The organism is Mixta theicola (assembly GCF_002895925.1).
Taxonomy (GTDB): Bacteria; Pseudomonadota; Gammaproteobacteria; order Enterobacterales; family Enterobacteriaceae; genus Mixta; species Mixta theicola.
This window is the reverse complement of sequence record NZ_NWUO01000019.1, coordinates 21853-39618: the sequence shown is the minus strand read 5'-3', so window position 1 is coordinate 39618 and position 17766 is coordinate 21853. Positions and strand designations below refer to the sequence as shown.

The window sequence follows — 17766 nt, the reverse complement described above, 5'->3', positions numbered from 1 at the left end:
TGCCTATCTCGCATCACTTCATGCGGACATCGTACCAAACCAGTATAGTCGCCAATTCCGGCTTCGCCAGCGAGAAGCGAATTTTCAGAACAGACTGAATTTTGCAAAAAATGGTGGACCTGGCGCATTTAACACAGTGGGTCCGCAATGGGCTCCACCAGCTCCGGCTGTTGATGATGCGGATTGCCTACCGCCCGGCTGACGGGATGCCAGCTAAACTGCTGCGGATCTGTCGCCGCCTGCTCTGTCAGTTCCCCGGCGCGTTGGGCAGACGTGTCAGGATGCAGCCATTCGCTTACCGCCTGCGCCTCCAGCACCAGCGGTCGCCTGTCGTGCAGGTCAACCATGCCGCGATCGCTGGCGGCGGTGATAATCACAAAGCCCTCTTTTTCCTGCTGGCGCGCATAGGGCGCATGGCCTATCGCCGCGAAAAAGAGCGGCTGGCGCTGGCGATGGCAGATGTAATAAGGCTGTTTCTTTTCGCCTTCGCGCTTCCACTCATACCAGCCATCGGCCATGACAATAGCGCGACCGTGCTGCCACAGCGGGCGAAACATTTTGCTTTTCGCCGCCGTTTCTACCCGGGCGTTGATCAGCGGCGCTTTATGCCACCAGGGCGGCGCATAGCCCCAAAAAACCGGATCGAGATGCAGCGCATCGTCGCGGTAGTTCAACAACAGCACATTACTGCCGGGCGCGACGTTATAGCGTCCGATCGGCTGCTCATCCCAGGCAATATTGCGCTCGGCCTGGCCCTCAAGCGCTGACAGCCAGGCTTCGCGTGATTGAATTTGAGTAAAACGTCCGCACATAGCGCCTCCTTTATTTAGCAGTAGTATAGAAGGCGCGCAGGGATTAGGCGGCGCGGCAACCCGGTCGGTACGGCGATGAGCGGGATTTTTCCTGCCGGCGTCATTCGTCTGCGCAGCCGTTAATGCTGTGCCTGCGGCTGGTGCCGCGCGCGTCAGCCGCTACACTGAGAGAAGAGTCTCTTTCACCAGTGGAGGCATTATGGCTGTTTACGATAAGCAAAACTTTCCCGTAGAAAAAGTGCGCAAATATCTGGAGCCGGGCCCGGTGGTTCTGGTGACGTCAAGCTGGGAAAACCAGAGCGATATTATGACGCTTGGCTGGCATACCATTCTGGAATTTTCGCCCTCGCTGCTGGGCTGCATGATCGCCAGTATGAACGTCAGCCACGATTTGATCCGCAACAGCGGCGAATGTGTAATTAATATTCCCACCCGCGAGTTAATCGATCGGGTGGTGGCCATTGGCAACAGCCACGGCGATGAGATCGATAAATTCGCGGATAACCGCCTTACCGCTGAGCCGGGCTGCGTGGTTAAAGCGCCGCTGATTGCCGAATGCTTCGCCAGCTTTGAATGTCGGCTTTACGACGGCGCGCTGGTTGATAATTACAACTTTTTTATTTTTGAAGTGGTTAAAGCGCATGTCGATCCGCAGGTGGAACTGCCTGCCACGCTGCACTATACCGGTGAAGGCCTGTTCCGCGTGATGGGCGAGCAAACCAGCGATCAGCATAAGAAATTTAAGCCGGAGATGCTGATTTAACATGAAAAATTTTCCTGTTAGGCGGTTAGCTGAACAGAAAGAGCGGCGCTAATTGCCGGTGAATAGCAGATTATGCGAGGATGGCTGGCTTAGCGTCACGACCCAATCTGGAGAAGTAAAAGAATGGCAATTGAATATGCGGTAATTGCAGGCGGATGTTTCTGGTGTACCGAAGCGGTGTTTAAGGACATTATCGGCGTTGAATCAGTAGAGAGCGGCTATACCGGCGGAACGCGCCCTAACCCGACCTACGAGCAGGTATGCAGCGGCGCAACCGGCCATGCTGAAGCCATCCGCATCGGTTTCGATCCGGAAAAAGTCAGCTTTGGCGATCTGCTGGACATCAGCTTTGTCACGCACGATCCGACCCAGCTGAATCGTCAGGGCAACGACATCGGCACCCAGTATCGCTCCGCTATTTTCCCGGCGAACGCAGAGCAAGAAGCGGAAGCCAAAGCGGCGATCGCGCGCGCCCAGCAGGATCACAGCGACCCGATCGTCACCACTATCGAGCCGCTGAAAGAATTTTATCCGGCGGAAGCTTATCATCAGGATTACTGGGAAGGCGCAGGCCAGCGCAACGGCTACTGCATGGCGGTGATCCCGCCGAAGCTGCAGAAACTGCGTAAGAGTTTTGCTAATCGCGTGAAAACGTCTTCTTAAACCGCACTTAAGCAAGCAGCCCCGTCAGTTCAGGGCGGGGCTTTTGCATTATGGCCGCAGCGATCGCTTCTTTAGCGTTGGCGATTGCCTCATCCAGGTTATCACCCGCGGAAAAGCAACCAGGCAGATCCGAAACCGTTACGCCGTAGGCGTGCTTGTCGTCTCCGGCCTCAGGCTCGCCTGTTATTTTTTCAGTCCCAGCGCATCGTACATAGTAAAGAAGAGATCGGTTTGGTCAGTCAGGCCAACCACATTAGCCGCATGCGGACCGTAGGCGGCAATACGCAGCTGCGTGCCGGTATGCTCCTGCGATTCCCCTTCCGAATTCCCGTAGCTGACGGTCATTACCGCCCCATCTTTGGTATTTAACGCCTGCGTCAGGCCCGGCGCTTTCGTGCCGTTTTCAACGATCTGGCTGGAATGCGCATGGTCAGCGGTAACGATCACCAGCGTATTGCCATCTTTACGCGCAAATTCCAGCGCTTTCTGTACCGCCTCATCTAAATCTACCGTTTCGCCAATTTGTCCGCAGGGATTGGCGGCGTGATCCTGTTTATCGATCGAGGCGCCCTCAACCTGCAGGAAGAAACCTTGTTTATTGGTACTGAGCAGGCTGATAGCCTTATCTGTCATTTGCGCCAGCGTCGGCGTGTTGGCCGGACGCTGCGCATTAGCTTCACAGGTAACGGCGGGCTTATCGATATTGCCGTGATAGCTGGCTTTCGGGCCCTGCCAGCGCACCGGCATATTGCCATCGCTAAACAGGCCCAGCAGCGGTTTCTGCTGGTTGGCTACGGTTACCGCCTCCAGCGTTTGCAGATCGTTGACCAGCTGATAGCCGCGTGCTGCAGCCTGTTCGCGCAGCGTTTTTCCCTGGTAATTCCCCGCTTTGGCCACTTCACTGAAGGTTTCCGCGCCGCCGCCCAACGTAACATCGGCACGCGTGACCAGCAGCTGCTCGGCAATCGATCCTCTGCCACCCTTTTCCAGCGCATTGCTGGCGCAAAGCTCGCTGGTTTTTACCGGACCGTAACATTTGCGCGAGGTGACATGAGAAATTAACGCGGCGGGCGTTGCATCTTCCAGCTCAGCGGTAGAGACGTTACCGGTGGCTTTACCCGCAGCTTTAGCCAGCTCCAGCAGCGTTACGTGATCTTTACCGTTAACGTCAACGCCGAGCGCGCCGTTATAGGTTTTTACGCCGGTGGACCAGGCGGTTGCCGAGGCGGCCGAGTCGGTAACATAGTTAGGTTTATGCGTCTCTTTATCGAGCGAATAGTGGGTATATTGTCCGGTGAGCGGTAGCGCATCGATACCTTTAAAAAAGCCGCCTGCGCCCATAGCATAGTTACGCGCCAGCGTTATTTCCGAGTCGCCCATGCCATCGCCAATCAGCAAAATAACGTTTTTTACCGGCGCGTTGCTTAACGATGCCCTGAGCGCTGCGGTTTGGTCGCCGCTAAAACGGCGTGCGCCGCCCTGCTGGGTAATATCGCCAGACGCGGCGCGTGAAAGGGTCGCCATTTCCGCCATAGCGTTGCCGCCGATCAGGGTTGCCAGCAGGGAAAGCGTTAATAAGGGCTGCTTTTTCATTTACTTAATCCTTTGTAAATTTTTATTGCGAGGTTGTATAAAGAAGCGTAAGTCAGGGTGATGTATTTTTTCTTACGCTTCGATGTCGTTTCTATGACAGCCCTGCTAAAGATAGCGAATTGTATAAGCCTTAACCGGTGATAACAAAAGGGAAAAATAGTGCTTGACCCTGTAATGACAACTCCCTATAGTAGCGCCCCGTTGCCACCCAGAGCGGTGTTAACAGACAATGCGGTGAGGTGTCCGAGTGGCTGAAGGAGCACGCCTGGAAAGTGTGTATACGGCAACGTATCGGGGGTTCGAATCCCCCTCTCACCGCCATATTTCATAAGAAAGCCTGAGCGAAAGTTCAGGCTTTTTTATTGGCATAAAGCACTCTGAGAGGGGTGATGAGAAGCCCCGCCGGGTTCGACAACCGGCCTTGCCGGTTGGACAGCCGCAGGCTGCCCGCAGGGCGAGCGCGTTAGCGCGAGTCAATCCCCCTCTCACCGCCATATTTCATAAGAAAGCCTGAGCGAAAGTTCAGGCTTTTTTATTGGCATAAAGCACTCTGAAAGGGGTGATGAGAAGCCCCGTCGGGTTCGACAACCGGCCTTGCCGGTTGGACAGCCGCAGGCTGCCCGCGTAAAAAAGCCCGGACTTGCGTCCGGGCCTGGGCTACAGACTACTCACTCAATCAACTATAAGCATGCAGCGCGCGCTGACAGAGCGCGGAACGCACGCAATCCTCTTTACCAAATCGCACCACGCTTACCATTTCATCTTCGACGAAACGATCAAGCGCGTCGGCCAGGCCCGATGTCACACCCGCAGGCAAATCACACTGGGTAATATCACCGTTGACGATAACCGTGACGTTCTCGCCCAGGCGGGTCAAAAACATTTTCATCTGCGCAGCGGTGACGTTTTGCGCCTCATCCAGGATCACCACGGCGTTTTCAAAAGTACGCCCGCGCATATAGGCAAAGGGGGCGATCTCCACCTTGCCGATTTCCGGACGCAGACAGTATTGCATAAAGGAAGAACCGAGACGTTTAACCAGAACGTCGTAGACCGGGCGAAAATAGGGAGCAAACTTTTCAGAAATATCACCAGGCAAAAAGCCCAAATCCTCGTCGGCCTGCAGCACCGGTCGGGTCACGATAATCCTGTCGACATCCTTGTGAATCAGGGCTTCTGCCGCTTTTGCCGCGCTGATCCAGGTTTTACCGCAACCCGCTTCACCGGTTGCGAAGATCAGCTGCTTTGTCTCTATGGCGTTAAGATAGTGCGCCTGCGCCTCATTACGCGCTTCAATAGGTAAACGGTCGCGTGAATCACATGCCATACCGATGGCATCCAGGCCGCCCATTTGCACCAGCGAGGTGACCGATTCTTCTTCGCGCTGCCGATGGCTGCGTGAATCGCTACGAAGCACCCGACGTGCTTCACGACGCGCTTTGATCACTGCTTTCTGTCTTCCCATAGTGGCACCTTACAGTTGGTTTCATTTCCCGCACCGGAGCCGGTCTGGTGCGATTACGTGAACGCTTTAGAGGGTGGCTTCCTTCAGAGCCTTACGAGCCGTTAATGAATGAGCGCACGCCGCAGGCATACGCCGGAAAACATAAAAGGGAGTTAAGCCAGGAGGATTGAAAAAAGAAGAAGATAACCAGGAGAAAGAAAAACTCTCGCGAAAAACCGTGCGATGTTTTTTATTTGAAACGGGCTGTCCATTACCGGACTTTTCCATTCGCATTCTCCATCAAGGAAGCTGAACATTTCAGACTACCGACCTGTATAAAGTGCAACAGATTCTTATAAATTTGCAACAGCAACTTTACCTGAATGAATAAAAAATAATCATTTGACGCGGAGAAAAAAGGAAACTTCTTAATTTATAATTATAAAACAATAGGTTAAGAAACGAAAATAGTGCTGAGATAAATCAGAAATTTCATCACAGGGCAGGAAAAGGAATCGCGAAAAGAAAGCGTGTACAAAAAATAGTCTCCCGCCATTTATAACCCGGCGGGAAACCGTAAGTTAATCAGGTCTCCAGTAACGACTGCGCCAGATAGCGTTGATTATTTGTCACGCCGGGCAGCACAAAGAAATAGCCGCCGCCCACGGGTTTAATATATTCCTCCAGCGCTTCACCGTTGAGCCGTTTTTGTACCGCTAAAAATCCTTTTTCTAAATCGTGTTGATAACAGACAAACAGCAGCCCCATATCCAGCTGACCAGCAGACGTTACGCCAGCGGAATAGCTGTAGCCGCGACGCAGCATCAGGCTGCTTTGCGTTTCCGCCGTGCGTGGATTGGCCAGACGGATATGCGCATCAAGCGGAATAATTTTTCCCTGCGGATCCTGGGTGTAGTCCGGCTCATCGCGTTCGTTTTTCATCCCCAGCGGCGCGCCGCTGAGCTTTTCACGGCCAAAGATAGTTTGCTGTTCGCCCAGCGGCGTACGATCCCAAAATTCAACGCGGAACTGGATAATACGCACCGCCTGATAGCTGCCGCCCACGGTCCAGGCGGGCTCCTGCTGATCTTTCGTCACCCAGAGGATGGAATCCATCAGCGCCTGGTTTGCCGTATTGGGATTGGCCGTGCCATCCCTGAAGCCCAGCAGGTTGATTGGCGTTTCTTTACCTTTGCTGCGCGCCGCATGGTCGGAGATAAAACCTTCGCGCCGCCAGCGGATCGCCAGCAGATCGGGCGTATGTTTGATAATATCGCGTAGCGTATGGATAACGGTATCGTTGGTGTTGGCGCAGATTTGCAACAGCAGATCGCCATGACAGCTTTCCGCATCCAGCGCGTCGTTGGGAAAACGCGTCATGGTTTGCAGCTTCGCGGGTTTTAACGCCGCCAGACCGTAGCGCTCGTCAAATAACGCCTCCCCCACCGAGACGGTTACCGTCAGATTATCGGACCAGATATGTCCACCGAGGATGCCGGAATCAAGCGGCGGCAGCTGCGGATTGGCGATCGGCGGCGCGATGCCGCCGACGGTCAGAAAGGCGATGCGTTCGGTGAGCAGTTTGAACAACCGCACCAGTTCGCTTTTATCATTCGCCAGTACGTCAAAGGCCACCAGCATCATTGCCGCCTGCTGCGGCGTGGTGATCCCTGCCTGATGCGCTCCGTAAAACGGCTGGCGCTCTTCCCGTGCGTTGGGTGAGAGCGTGCCGGGCGAAAAATTTTTCGCCGCCGCGCCGCTTACCGGACAGCCGCTGCCAACCACAGCGGCGCCGCCCAGCAGACCGAGTCCTTTTAACAGGCGACGCCGTGAAGGCATCGCCGTATCGGTCATTTTTTTCATCCTGCTTAATCCAGTCCCAGCGTGCCACGTAGCAGAGCCAAATCTTCCGCCAGCGCGGTAATCGGCCCTTTCAGTCGATTACGATCGGTAATGGTCAGTTTTTCATACGAGGCGAAGCCGTCCTGGGTACGATATTTAGTCAGGATGGCATCGACTTTTTTGAAGTTGTTATCCACTTTGCTTAGCAGCTGCGGATTCGCTTTTTCCAGCTGCGGGCGCAGCAGGTTAACGATTTTCTGCGCGCCGTCAACGTTGGCCTGGAAATCCCACAGGTCGGTACGGCTGTAGCGATCTTCTTCGCCGGAGATTTTGCTGGCTGCCACTTCTTCAATCAGGCCAGCCGCGCCGCCCACCACTTTGCCCGGCGGGAAAGCCAGCTCATTGATTCGTTTTTGCAGTTCCAGCGTATCCTGATACAGACGATCGGCGTAATCGTTCATGCCGTCGGTGCTGCGATCGCCAAACAGCGCTTTTTCGAGGCGATGGAAACCGGTGAATTTCGGATCTGCCGCTTTTTGTTCGTAGTCATCTTCACGCGCGTCAATGCTGCCATCCAGATCGGCGAACAGTTCGGCAATCGGTTCGATGCGCTCATAGTGCTGACGGGTTGGCGCATACAGCGCCTGCGCTTTTTTCACATCGCCCGCTTTTACCGCGTCGGTAAAGGCTTTAGTGCCGCTGACCAGCTGCGCCACTTCGCCAACGACCCAGGTTTTATATTCGGCGATTGCACCGCTGAGCTGCGTCAGCTCGGCCTGTTTGTCGCTATTCTGCGCAGCGCCGGTCGCTTTGACGATCAGTTTACCTCGCGGATTACTGAGCAGGCCGCAGGTCATTTCATATTCGCCGGGCTGGAGATTGGCGGTAAGTTTTTGCGTGAAGCCCGGCGCGATGTTTTCGCGCTCTTCAACCACCATTACGCCTTTCAGGATTTCCCATTCCAGCCCTTTCTGGCTGTTGTTACGGATAATAAACTGGGTTTTTCCGGCGCTAACGGTGAGTTCCATCGGTTCACACTGTTTGTCGTTAACGCTAACATTAACCTGCGGCACATCAGCCGCGCCGGATACCGCAGAATACGCCAGCAGAGAAGCCAGTAAGGCGTTGCGGTGAGAGAAAATGGTCATCAATATTGTCCCTGTTAATCATAAACAGGCGCGGCGGGCGCGCCAGTGGTTTTAGCGTATTGAGCGTGCCGCTGCGGCAGTAGACCGGGCAGGCATAAAAAACAGCAGCAGCGCCGGAATGAGGTAGATAAACCAGACCGCGACTTCGCTAACGGTGGGCGTTTCCTGGTAACCCAGCAGGCTTTCCAGCAGCGTCCCGACCAGGGTATGCGTGGAGAGCGAGTTGCTGAGGTCAAAGGCGATGGTTTGGTATTGATTCCACAACCCCGCTTCATGAAAGGCGCGGATCGCACCGGCAGCAAGGCCAGCGGCGACAAAGATGATAAACAGGCTGGTCCATTTAAAAAATTTAGCCAGGTTCAGTTTGACGCCGCCCCAGTAGATTAGCGCGCCGATAGCGGCGGCGGTGATAAGCCCCAGCACGGCGCCGACGGGCGGTGCCAGGCCGACATCCTGCGTGAAGGCGGCGAGCAGGAAGAAGACCGATTCCAGCCCTTCGCGCGCGACGGCAAGAAAAACCATCAGAACCAGCGCCCAGCCGTTGTTGTTGCCTTTTTGCAGCGCCTGGTCAACGGCCCCTTCCAGCTGCGCTTTGACGTTGCGTGAGACCTTACGCATCCAGAAGACCATATACGTCAGGATGATGACGGCGATAACCGCCACGATGCCTTCAAAAAGCTCCTGCTGTTTTTGCGGGAATTCGCCGGTGGTGGCGTTGATAAACAGGCCAAGCGCCAGACAGAGTGCGGCGGCAATCAAGACACCGGCCCACATGGCGCCGAACCAGCGGGTGCGCTGGGTGCGTTTCAGGTAGCTGGCTATCAGGCTGACGATAAGCGCCGCTTCCAGCCCTTCGCGTAGCATAATTAAGAATGGAACGAACATGCCTGATCCTCAGTAGTTCTCGTAAGCGTAAATGGGCGTAAAGAAGCGTAAACAAAAACGATACTGATTATCATTATCGGCAGATAAAAAACAAGTGACCTGGTGTGATTATTTGTGGTTTGCGCTGGGAAAATTTTATCCGGTTCGTTTTAGTTCTACTGTTGTGCGCAGGGATCGGGTTTACGTAGCCCTGCTGTCGTTCACGTCATAAATAACAGGGACAAAAAAGGCCGGTATCGCTACCGGCCTGCAACAGAAAAAGCTTAGTGCGTGTTATATTCCGCATCTGCCGCATTGAAGCGCGCCTGCGCTTCAGCGGAAGGTGCGCGGCCCATCAGGCTGACAACGTAGATAGCGATGCCGGCAAACAGGAAGCCAGGAATGATTTCATACAGACCCAGCCAGCCGTAATGTTTCCATACCAGCACCGTCAGCGCGCCAATCACCATGCCCGCCAGCGCGCCGTTACGCGTGGTGCGTTTCCAGCAGACGGAGAACAGCACCACCGGTCCAAAAGCGGCGCCGAAACCGGCCCAGGCGTAGCTAACCAGCCCCAGTACGCGGTTGTCAGGGTTGGCGGCCAGCGCAATGGCAATCAGCGCAACGATCAGTACCATCACCCGTCCAACCCAAACCAGCTCTTTCTGACTGGCGTTCTTACGCAGAAAGCCTTTGTAGAGATCTTCCGTCAGGGCGCTGGAGCAGACCAGCAGCTGGCAGCTCAGCGTGGACATCACCGCCGCCAGAATAGCGGAAAGCAGGATCCCGGCGATCCACGGGTTAAACAGGATACGCGCCAGCTCGATAAAGATGCGCTCGCCGTTCTCGCTAACGCCTGCCGCCTGTTCCGGATGGTTCTGGAAATAGGCGATGCCGAAAAAGCCTACCGCGACGGCGCCGGCCAGGCAGAGGATCATCCACGCCATACCGATACGTCGGGCAGTACGAATCGAACGATGAGAGTCGGCAGCCATAAAGCGCGCCAGAATATGCGGCTGGCCAAAATAGCCCAGCCCCCAGCCCAGCAGCGAAATAACCGCGACAAAGTTCAGCCCTTTCAGCATATCGAGATTTTCCAGGCTTTTCGCTTCGATAACCCGCAGCGAGTCATCAAGGCCGCCCACGGCGGCAATCACCATAATCGGCGTTAGCAGCAGCGCAAAAATCATCAGGCTGGCCTGTACGGTATCGGTCCAGCTTACCGCCAGGAAACCGCCGATAAAGGTATAGAGAATAGTGGCGGCCGCACCGGCCCACAGTGCGGTTTCGTAGCTTATACCGAAGGTACTTTCAAACAGACGTCCCCCGGCCACGATGCCGGATGCGCAGTAGATGGTGAAAAACACCAGAATCACGATGGCGGAGATAACACGCAGCAGCTTGCTGCGATCTTCAAAGCGACTGGTAAAAAAGTCAGGCAACGTCAATGCATTATTGTGATGTTCGGTTTGCACGCGCAGGCGACCGGCGACGATCTTCCAGTTCAGCCATGCGCCAATGGTCAGCCCAATAGCAATCCAGCTTTCTGAAATCCCTGACAGGAAAATAGCGCCAGGCAACCCCATCAGCAGCCAGCCGCTCATATCCGATGCGCCGGCTGAAAGCGCGGTAACCAGGCTGCCAAGACTACGACCACCAAGTATGTAGTCATCGAAATTTTTGGTTGAGCGCCAGGCCATAAAGCCAATTAACACCATGCCAAGAATATAGATGATGAATGTCACCAACATGGGTGTGCTTACTGTCATCAGGTTCTCCATTTATTATCGGTATCAAGCAGAGGGTTATTTGCCCTGTTATTCCCGCCGGAACGCAGCGGTTTTTATCATGCGTTAAGCTGTGGCGCGCTATCCTGCCGGAAAGGTTTATAACGCACAATGCATTTAACACAGCTGTTACAGTGAATTCACTCCTCCTTACCATCAGAAGTTCAGAAGGTTGCACCAGGTCACGTTTTAACCGGTTACACCCCGATAACAACCGCGCCAACGTAAGAAAATTCAGTCTTCTGCAAACATGGCGAGAAATTTGCAGCAATATCCATGCCGCTTTCGCTGATTTAACAATTTGGCGTTTGCGCAGAGTGTTAACAGGCTCACAATTAACACGGTTGCACAAAGTTGCAACATAGGTGATATTGCGCCATACCACGGTGATATAAGGTTTTAAGGAGCGTTTAAGGCATGGGAACTACGACCATGGGTGTCAAACTGGATGAAGCCACCCGCGACAGAATTAAGCTGGCCGCACAACATATCGATCGCACCCCGCACTGGCTGATTAAACAAGCGATTTTTAACTATCTTGAGCAGCTGGAACAGGGCGCGCAGCCCGCTGAGTTTCCGTTGCAGGCGACGGCTAATGAAGCTGAAGAGCCGCTGCCGGAAGAGCCGCATCAGCCGTTCCTGGATTTCGCGGAACAGATCCTGCCGCAAACGGTCGCCCGCGCTGCCATTACCTCCGCCTGGCGACGCCCGGAGCCTGAAGCAGTATCAATGCTGCTGGAACAGGCGCGTTTGCCTGCTCCGCTGGCAGAGAAAGCCCACCAGCTTGCCTGGTCGCTGGCTGATAAGCTGAGGCACCAGAAAGGAGCAACCGGACGCGCCGGAATGGTGCAAAGCCTGCTGCAAGAGTTCTCATTATCCTCGCAGGAAGGCGTGGCGCTGATGTGCCTGGCGGAAGCGCTGCTGCGTATTCCCGATAAGCCGACGCGCGATGCGCTGATCCGCGATAAAATCAGCAACGGCAACTGGCAGGCGCACCTGGGCCGCAGCCCTTCGCTGTTTGTGAATGCCGCTACCTGGGGCCTGCTGTTTACCGGCCGCCTGGTCTCCACGCATAACGAAGCCAACCTGTCGCGTTCTCTTAACCGCATCATCAGCAAAAGCGGCGAGCCGCTGATCCGCAAAGGCGTGGATATGGCGATGCGCCTGATGGGCGAGCAGTTTGTCACCGGCGAAACCATTGCCGAAGCGCTGGCCAACGCGCGCAAGCTGGAAGAAAAAGGCTTCCGCTACTCTTACGATATGCTGGGCGAAGCGGCGCTGACCGCCAGCGATGCGAAAGCCTACCTGCTCTCTTATCAGCAGGCGATCCACGCCATTGGTAAAGCCTCAAACGGGCGCGGCATTTATGAAGGCCCAGGGATCTCCATCAAACTTTCCGCGCTGCACCCGCGCTACAGCCGGGCGCAGTATGCGCGCGTTATGGAAGAGCTCTACCCGGTTCTTAAATCGTTGACGCTGCTGGCGCGCTCTTACGACATCGGCATTAATATCGACGCCGAAGAGGCCGACCGCCTGGAGCTATCGCTCGATCTGCTGGAAAAGCTCTGCTTCGAGCCGGAGCTGGAAGGCTGGAACGGCATCGGCTTCGTTATCCAGGCTTATCAAAAACGCTGCCCGTTCGTGATCGACTCGCTGATCGATCTGGCGCAGCGCAGCCGTCGTCGCCTGATGATTCGTCTGGTAAAAGGCGCCTACTGGGACAGCGAAATCAAACGCGCTCAGGTCGAAGGGCTGGAAGGCTATCCGGTTTATACGCGCAAGGTATACACCGATATTTCTTACCTGGCCTGCGCCCGCAAGCTGTTGGCGGTGCCGAACCTGATCTATCCGCAGTTTGCCACCCATAACGCCCACAGCCTGGCGGCCATTTATCAGCTGGCGGGCAATAACTATTATCCCGGCCAGTATGAGTTCCAGTGCCTGCACGGCATGGGCGAGCCGCTGTATGAGCAGGTGGTCGGGAAAACTGCCGATGGCAAGCTGAACCGCCCGTGCCGTATCTATGCGCCGGTCGGCACCCATGAAACGCTGCTGGCCTATCTGGTGCGTCGTCTGCTGGAAAACGGCGCCAATACCTCCTTTGTTAACCGCATCGCGGACAATACCCTGCCGCTGGATGAGCTGGTGGCCGATCCGGTTCAGCAGGTTGAGCGCCTGGCCGCAACGGAAGGCGCCATTGGTCTGCCGCATCCGAAAATCCCGCTGCCGCGCGATCTGTACGGTGATAAGCGCCCCAACTCCGCCGGGCTGGATTTAGCTAATGAACACCGCCTGGCTTCGCTCTCCAGCGCCCTGTTAAGCAGCGCCGCGCATGTATGGCGTGCCGGGCCGATGATGGACGGCGAACTGAGTCAGGGCGACTACCGCCCGGTGCTGAACCCTGCCGATCCCAGCGATATTGTTGGCGAAGTGCGTGAAGCCAGCGAACAGGAAGTGGCGCAGGCGTTGCAGGCGTCGGTGAATGCCGGCCCAATCTGGTTTGCCACGCCGCCACAGGAGCGCGCCGCCATCCTGGAACGCGCCGCAGAACTGATGGAAGGCCAGATGCAAACGCTTATCGGCATTCTGGTGCGCGAGGCGGGTAAAACCTTCAGCAACGCCATTGCCGAAGTGCGCGAAGCGGTCGATTTCCTCTATTACTATTCCGGCCTGGTAAGCAGCGACTTTGATAATGAAACCCATCGTCCATTAGGGCCGGTAGTCTGTATTAGTCCCTGGAACTTCCCGCTGGCCATTTTTACCGGTCAGATCGCCGCCGCGCTGGCGGCAGGCAACAGCGTGCTGGCGAAACCCGCAGAGCAAACGCCGCTGATCGCCGCGCAGGCGGTGCGTATTCTGCTTGAGGCGGGCGTGCCAGCTGGCGTGATCCAGCTGCTGCCGGGCCCTGGCGAGACCGTTGGCGCCCAGCTGACCGGCGACGATCGGGTGCGCGGCGTCATGTTTACCGGCTCGACCGCCGTCGCCACTTTGTTACAGCGTAACCTTGCCGGACGTCTCGATCCGCAGGGCCGTCCAACGCCGCTGATTGCCGAAACCGGCGGGATGAACGCGATGATCGTGGACTCCTCGGCGCTGACCGAGCAAGTGGTGCTGGATATTGTCTCCTCTGCCTGGGACAGCGCGGGACAACGCTGTTCGGCGCTGCGTCTGCTCTGTATTCAGGAAGATGCCGCCGATCATACGCTGAAGATGCTGCGCGGTGCGATGGCGGAATGCCGGATGGGTAACCCGGAGCGTCTCTCAACCGATATTGGACCGGTGATCGATGCCGAGGCAAAAGAGAATATCGAACGTCATATTCAGGCAATGCGCGCCAAAGGGCTGACGGTGTTCCAGGCGGCGCAGGAAAATCAGCAGGACAGCAAAGAGTGGGCGCAGGGCACCTTTATTAAGCCGACGCTGATTGAGCTGAACAGCATCGACGAGCTGGATAAAGAGATCTTTGGCCCGGTGCTGCACGTGGTGCGTTATACGCGCAGCTCGCTGCCGCAGCTGATCGAACAGATTAATGCTTCCGGTTATGGCTTAACGTTGGGCGTGCATACCCGTATCGATGAAACCATCGGCCAGGTGACCCAGCGCGCTAAAGTCGGCAACCTGTACGTTAACCGTAATATGGTTGGCGCGGTGGTCGGCGTACAGCCGTTTGGCGGCGAAGGTCTGTCGGGCACCGGCCCGAAAGCGGGCGGTCCGCTCTATCTCTATCGCCTGCTGTCGCATCGCCCGGATAACGCGCTACAGGTGACGCTCGATCGTCACGATGCCGAACAGGCGCCTGACGCGACGCTGCGCCCTTCCCTGATCGAAGCGCATAAGGCGCTGAGCGACTGGGCCAAAGCGCAGCCGCAGCTGGCGGAAGCCTGCGCCCGCTTTGAAAAACTGGCGCAGGGCGGCACGGTGCGTTTGCTGCCGGGTCCAACCGGCGAACGCAACACCTATATTCTGCTGCCGCGCGAGCGCGTGCTCTGTCTGACGGATAACGAGCAGGATGCGCTGGTACAGCTGGCGGCGGTAACCAGCGTCGGCAGCCGCGTCCTGTGGCAGGATGATGAGCTGCACCGTAAGCTGGCGCAGTCGTTGCCGGAAAAAGTACGGGCACGGATCGACTTTGCTCAGGATCCGCTGGCTGAAGAACAGCATTATGATGCGGTGATCTATCACGGCGATGCCGATCAGCTGCGTCTGCTGTGCGAGAAGGTCGCGGCGCGCGGCGGCGCGATCGTTTCGGTACAGGGCTTCGCTCGTGGCGAAACCAATCTGCTGCTGGAGCGTCTGTTGATCGAACGTTCGCTGAGCGTTAATACCGCCGCAGCGGGAGGAAACGCCAGCCTGATGACGATTGGCTAACGCAGCACGTTACAACAAGCCGCCTTGTATCAGGGCGGCTTTATTTTTATGCTGACGTCTGGACGATGATCCCCTCGCTGAAGGTGGATACATAAGCAACGGAGCGCGCCATGACTGACCAGGAAGAAAAAAGTAGAGAACAATTTACCCCAACGCCGCACGATGCAGCATTCAAGCAGTTTCTCACGCATCCCGATACCGCCCGGGATTTTATCAGGCTGCATCTGCCAGCCGATCTATTATCACTCTGCGATCTTCAAACACTAAAGCTGGAGTCCGGTAGCTTTATTGAAGAAAACCTGCGCTCATATTTCAGCGACGTGCTCTACAGCCTGAAAACGACGGCGGGTGAGGGTTACATATACGTACTGATTGAGCATCAAAGCACCCCGGATCGGCATATGGCCTTTCGTCTACTACGCTACGCGGTGGCGGCCATGCAGCGCCACCTGGATGCGGGCCACGTTGCATTACCTCTGGTTATCCCGTTGCTGTTTTATACCGGCAAACGCAGCCCCTACCCCTATTCCACTAACTGGCTACACGAGTTTGACGATCCCGCGCTGGCTGGCAAGCTTTATAGCAGTGATTTTCCCCTGGTGGATGTGACGGTAATTGCGGATGACGACATCATGCAGCATCGCCGTATGGCGGCACTAACGCTACTGCAAAAACATATTCATCAGCGTGATCTGGCTGAGCAGCTGGAGCGGCTCGCCATTCTTTTGATAATGGAGCCCATGACAGGACAACAATTGATTTCATTGATAAACTATCTTTTACAGGCAGGCGAAACTTCAGACGCAGAGGCCTTTGTACGCAAACTGGCACGGCGGGTGCCACAACACGAGGACGCACTGATGACCATCGCACAGCAGCTTGAACAGAAAGGCATGGAAAAAGGCATGGAGAAAGGCATGGAGAAAGGCATGGAGAAAGGCATGGAGAAAGGACTCGAACTGGGTGAGCTGCGCGGTATTGAGAAGGGACGCAAGGAAGAAGCGCTGAAGATTGCCCGTAATATGTTACAGAACGGTATCGATCACAGTGTCGTGATGAAAATGACCGGTCTTTCTGAAGACCAACTGGCGCAAATTCATCACTGATACGCCGCTTCTGATTCAGAAGAGGCTACTGTTACCGATGCACGTTGGCAGCAGCCTCTTACCTTGCGTCAAAGCCTGACGCCCCGCCCTTACGGATTGGGTGGCTTTCTGTTATACGTCGAACTTCATGCGCAGCAGGCGCGGATAGATAAACAACGTTTTCCCCACCCCTTTATTCAGCAGCTTCCACACCACTATCGAACAGAATGAACAGAGCGCCACCATGCCAATGGGAAAGCCCATCGCCCACAGAATCGAGAACAGCGCGGAGTTAAACAGGTGATGGTCAAGCGCGAACAGGATTGCCGTCATGCCGAAATATTCAATAAAGATGCGGTGCAGCACGTAAATTTGCAGCGTATTTTTACCGAGCCAGTTCATCCACGTCATACGAAAATGAGCGTTTAACGTGCGGCACAGCGCGATACAGGCCAGAATGGCCAGGATGCAGAGGAACAGGTTTTTCTGCAAACCCAGCAGCAGATGCGCTCCGGCCAGCAGCGCCAGTCCCAGCCACGGCAGCAGGTTGCTTCTGCGCCATTCGCTCAGATGGATAACCTGCGCGCTCCAGAAAGATCCCATAATAAAATAGATAAAATATTGCGAGAGACTTTCCGGGCCCCAGCCAGGCATCATTTTTTCCACCGCCGCGTAATTTAACAGCACTGCAGCAATCACTAGCGGCAGACGCTGTTGGCGGAACAGTTTGGCGAACAGGAAGAACAGACCCAGCGCATAAAGATACCAGGAACTGCTCATCGCCAGCAGCATCAGGGAAACGAACTCCTGCGGCGATTCAGCATACGAGGAGTTAATATTGCTGGAAATACGGTGATGGGTTATTTCAGAGGAGATGCCGTAAATAGAAAACCACTGAATAACGCCCCAGAGAATATAAAGATAAAAAAGATTAGTTACCCGACTGGTAAATACCTTTTTCCACGGCTTGTCATTAATTGCCCGCGCGGCCAGCATGCCGGATACAAAAAAGAAGGCTGGCATACGCAACGGTGACAGCACGGTATTAAACCCCACCCACAGGTGGGCCAGTAAGCCGCCTGCCGTCAGATGTTTCAGCGTGCCTTCAAATCCAGGCAACACCACATGATAAAGTACCACCAGCAGGATGCAGCCGCCTTTTAGCGTATTGACCCACTGAATTTCATTGCTTTTTTTATCGCTCATTGCTGTGATTCCCGCTAAGTTGACGGAAGTAAAAAGGCGGAATAGCCAGCCTGCATTATTAACGAGGCGTGAATATAATCGCTGTAGCTTTTATCTTAAAAAAAATAAGCGGCCCTGATGAATAATAGCCAAAGAGCAATTGAGACAATAAAAAACGGGCAGTCAGCTAATTTGACTGCCCGTCAGGTAGA

13 protein-coding genes, 1 tRNA gene and 1 pseudogene are annotated in these 17766 nt (G+C 55.3%); 5 read left to right on the top strand and 10 right to left on the bottom strand.

The features are described 5' to 3' along the window. Nucleotides 1-128: 128 nt before the first annotated feature. Nucleotides 129-812: an SOS response-associated peptidase family protein gene (locus tag COO59_RS18600; protein WP_103061213.1), complete on the bottom strand. Its 684-nt coding sequence runs from the start codon at nt 810-812 to the stop codon at nt 129-131. A 199-nt stretch (nt 813-1011) separates the two neighbouring features. Here COO59_RS18600 and COO59_RS18595 point away from each other — a divergent pair, with 199 nt between their 5' ends. Then, complete coding sequence (locus tag COO59_RS18595; protein ID WP_103061212.1) at nt 1012-1575, top strand: flavin reductase family protein; 564 nt, start codon at nt 1012-1014, stop codon at nt 1573-1575. Between the two features lie 123 nt (nt 1576-1698). Beyond that, nucleotides 1699-2238, top strand: a complete 540-nt coding sequence (msrA, locus tag COO59_RS18590; protein ID WP_103061211.1) for a peptide-methionine (S)-S-oxide reductase MsrA — start codon at nt 1699-1701, stop codon at nt 2236-2238. Between the two features lie 49 nt (nt 2239-2287). Here msrA and COO59_RS18585 read toward each other — a convergent pair. Continuing rightward, a pseudogene (locus COO59_RS18585) lies at nt 2288-2425 on the bottom strand (type II toxin-antitoxin system HicB family antitoxin); the annotation flags it as partial. Beyond that, a complete protein-coding gene (phoA, locus tag COO59_RS18580) occupies nt 2422-3831 on the bottom strand; it encodes an alkaline phosphatase (RefSeq protein WP_103061210.1) in 1410 nt (469 codons plus the stop codon). The gene phoA and the pseudogene COO59_RS18585, both read right to left, overlap by 4 nt. Before the next feature lie 233 nt (nt 3832-4064). Between phoA and COO59_RS18575 the strand changes: the two genes are divergently transcribed. Next, nucleotides 4065-4152, top strand: a tRNA-Ser gene (locus COO59_RS18575). A 355-nt stretch (nt 4153-4507) separates the two neighbouring features. On the opposite strand, the gene phoH is transcribed toward COO59_RS18575, so the two are convergent. The 6 genes from phoH to putP form a co-directional block, all read right to left on the bottom strand. Further along, the gene (phoH, locus tag COO59_RS18570; protein WP_103061209.1) at nt 4508-5296 is read right to left on the bottom strand and encodes a phosphate starvation-inducible protein PhoH; all 789 of its coding nucleotides are present in this window, start codon (nt 5294-5296) and stop codon (nt 4508-4510) included. A 66-nt stretch (nt 5297-5362) separates the two neighbouring features. Further along, a complete protein-coding gene (locus tag COO59_RS20810; RefSeq protein ID WP_133158622.1) occupies nt 5363-5563 on the bottom strand; it encodes a hypothetical protein in 201 nt (66 codons plus the stop codon). Between the two features lie 297 nt (nt 5564-5860). Then, nucleotides 5861-7138 (bottom strand): iron uptake transporter deferrochelatase/peroxidase subunit, encoded by a 1278-nt coding sequence (gene efeB, locus COO59_RS18565; RefSeq protein ID WP_103061208.1) that lies wholly within the window; start codon nt 7136-7138, stop codon nt 5861-5863. A 5-nt stretch (nt 7139-7143) separates the two neighbouring features. Further along, nucleotides 7144-8265, bottom strand: a complete 1122-nt coding sequence (gene efeO / locus COO59_RS18560) for an iron uptake system protein EfeO (protein WP_103061207.1) — start codon at nt 8263-8265, stop codon at nt 7144-7146. Between the two features lie 51 nt (nt 8266-8316). Beyond that, complete coding sequence (gene efeU, locus COO59_RS18555; protein ID WP_103061206.1) at nt 8317-9150, bottom strand: iron uptake transporter permease EfeU; 834 nt, start codon at nt 9148-9150, stop codon at nt 8317-8319. Nucleotides 9151-9413: 263 nt separating this feature from the next. Beyond that, the gene (gene putP / locus COO59_RS18550; protein ID WP_103061205.1) at nt 9414-10898 is read right to left on the bottom strand and encodes a sodium/proline symporter PutP; all 1485 of its coding nucleotides are present in this window, start codon (nt 10896-10898) and stop codon (nt 9414-9416) included. 435 nt (nt 10899-11333) lie between these two features. Between putP and putA the strand changes: the two genes are divergently transcribed. Then, nucleotides 11334-15284, top strand: coding sequence for a trifunctional transcriptional regulator/proline dehydrogenase/L-glutamate gamma-semialdehyde dehydrogenase (gene putA / locus COO59_RS18545; protein ID WP_103061204.1), 3951 nt, complete (start codon nt 11334-11336; stop codon nt 15282-15284). Nucleotides 15285-15394: 110 nt separating this feature from the next. After that, complete coding sequence (locus COO59_RS18540; protein WP_103061203.1) at nt 15395-16390, top strand: Rpn family recombination-promoting nuclease/putative transposase; 996 nt, start codon at nt 15395-15397, stop codon at nt 16388-16390. Nucleotides 16391-16501: 111 nt separating this feature from the next. On the opposite strand, the gene COO59_RS18535 is transcribed toward COO59_RS18540, so the two are convergent. Beyond that, nucleotides 16502-17575 (bottom strand): acyltransferase family protein, encoded by a 1074-nt coding sequence (locus COO59_RS18535; protein ID WP_103061202.1) that lies wholly within the window; start codon nt 17573-17575, stop codon nt 16502-16504. Between the last annotated feature and the right edge of the window lie 191 nt (nt 17576-17766).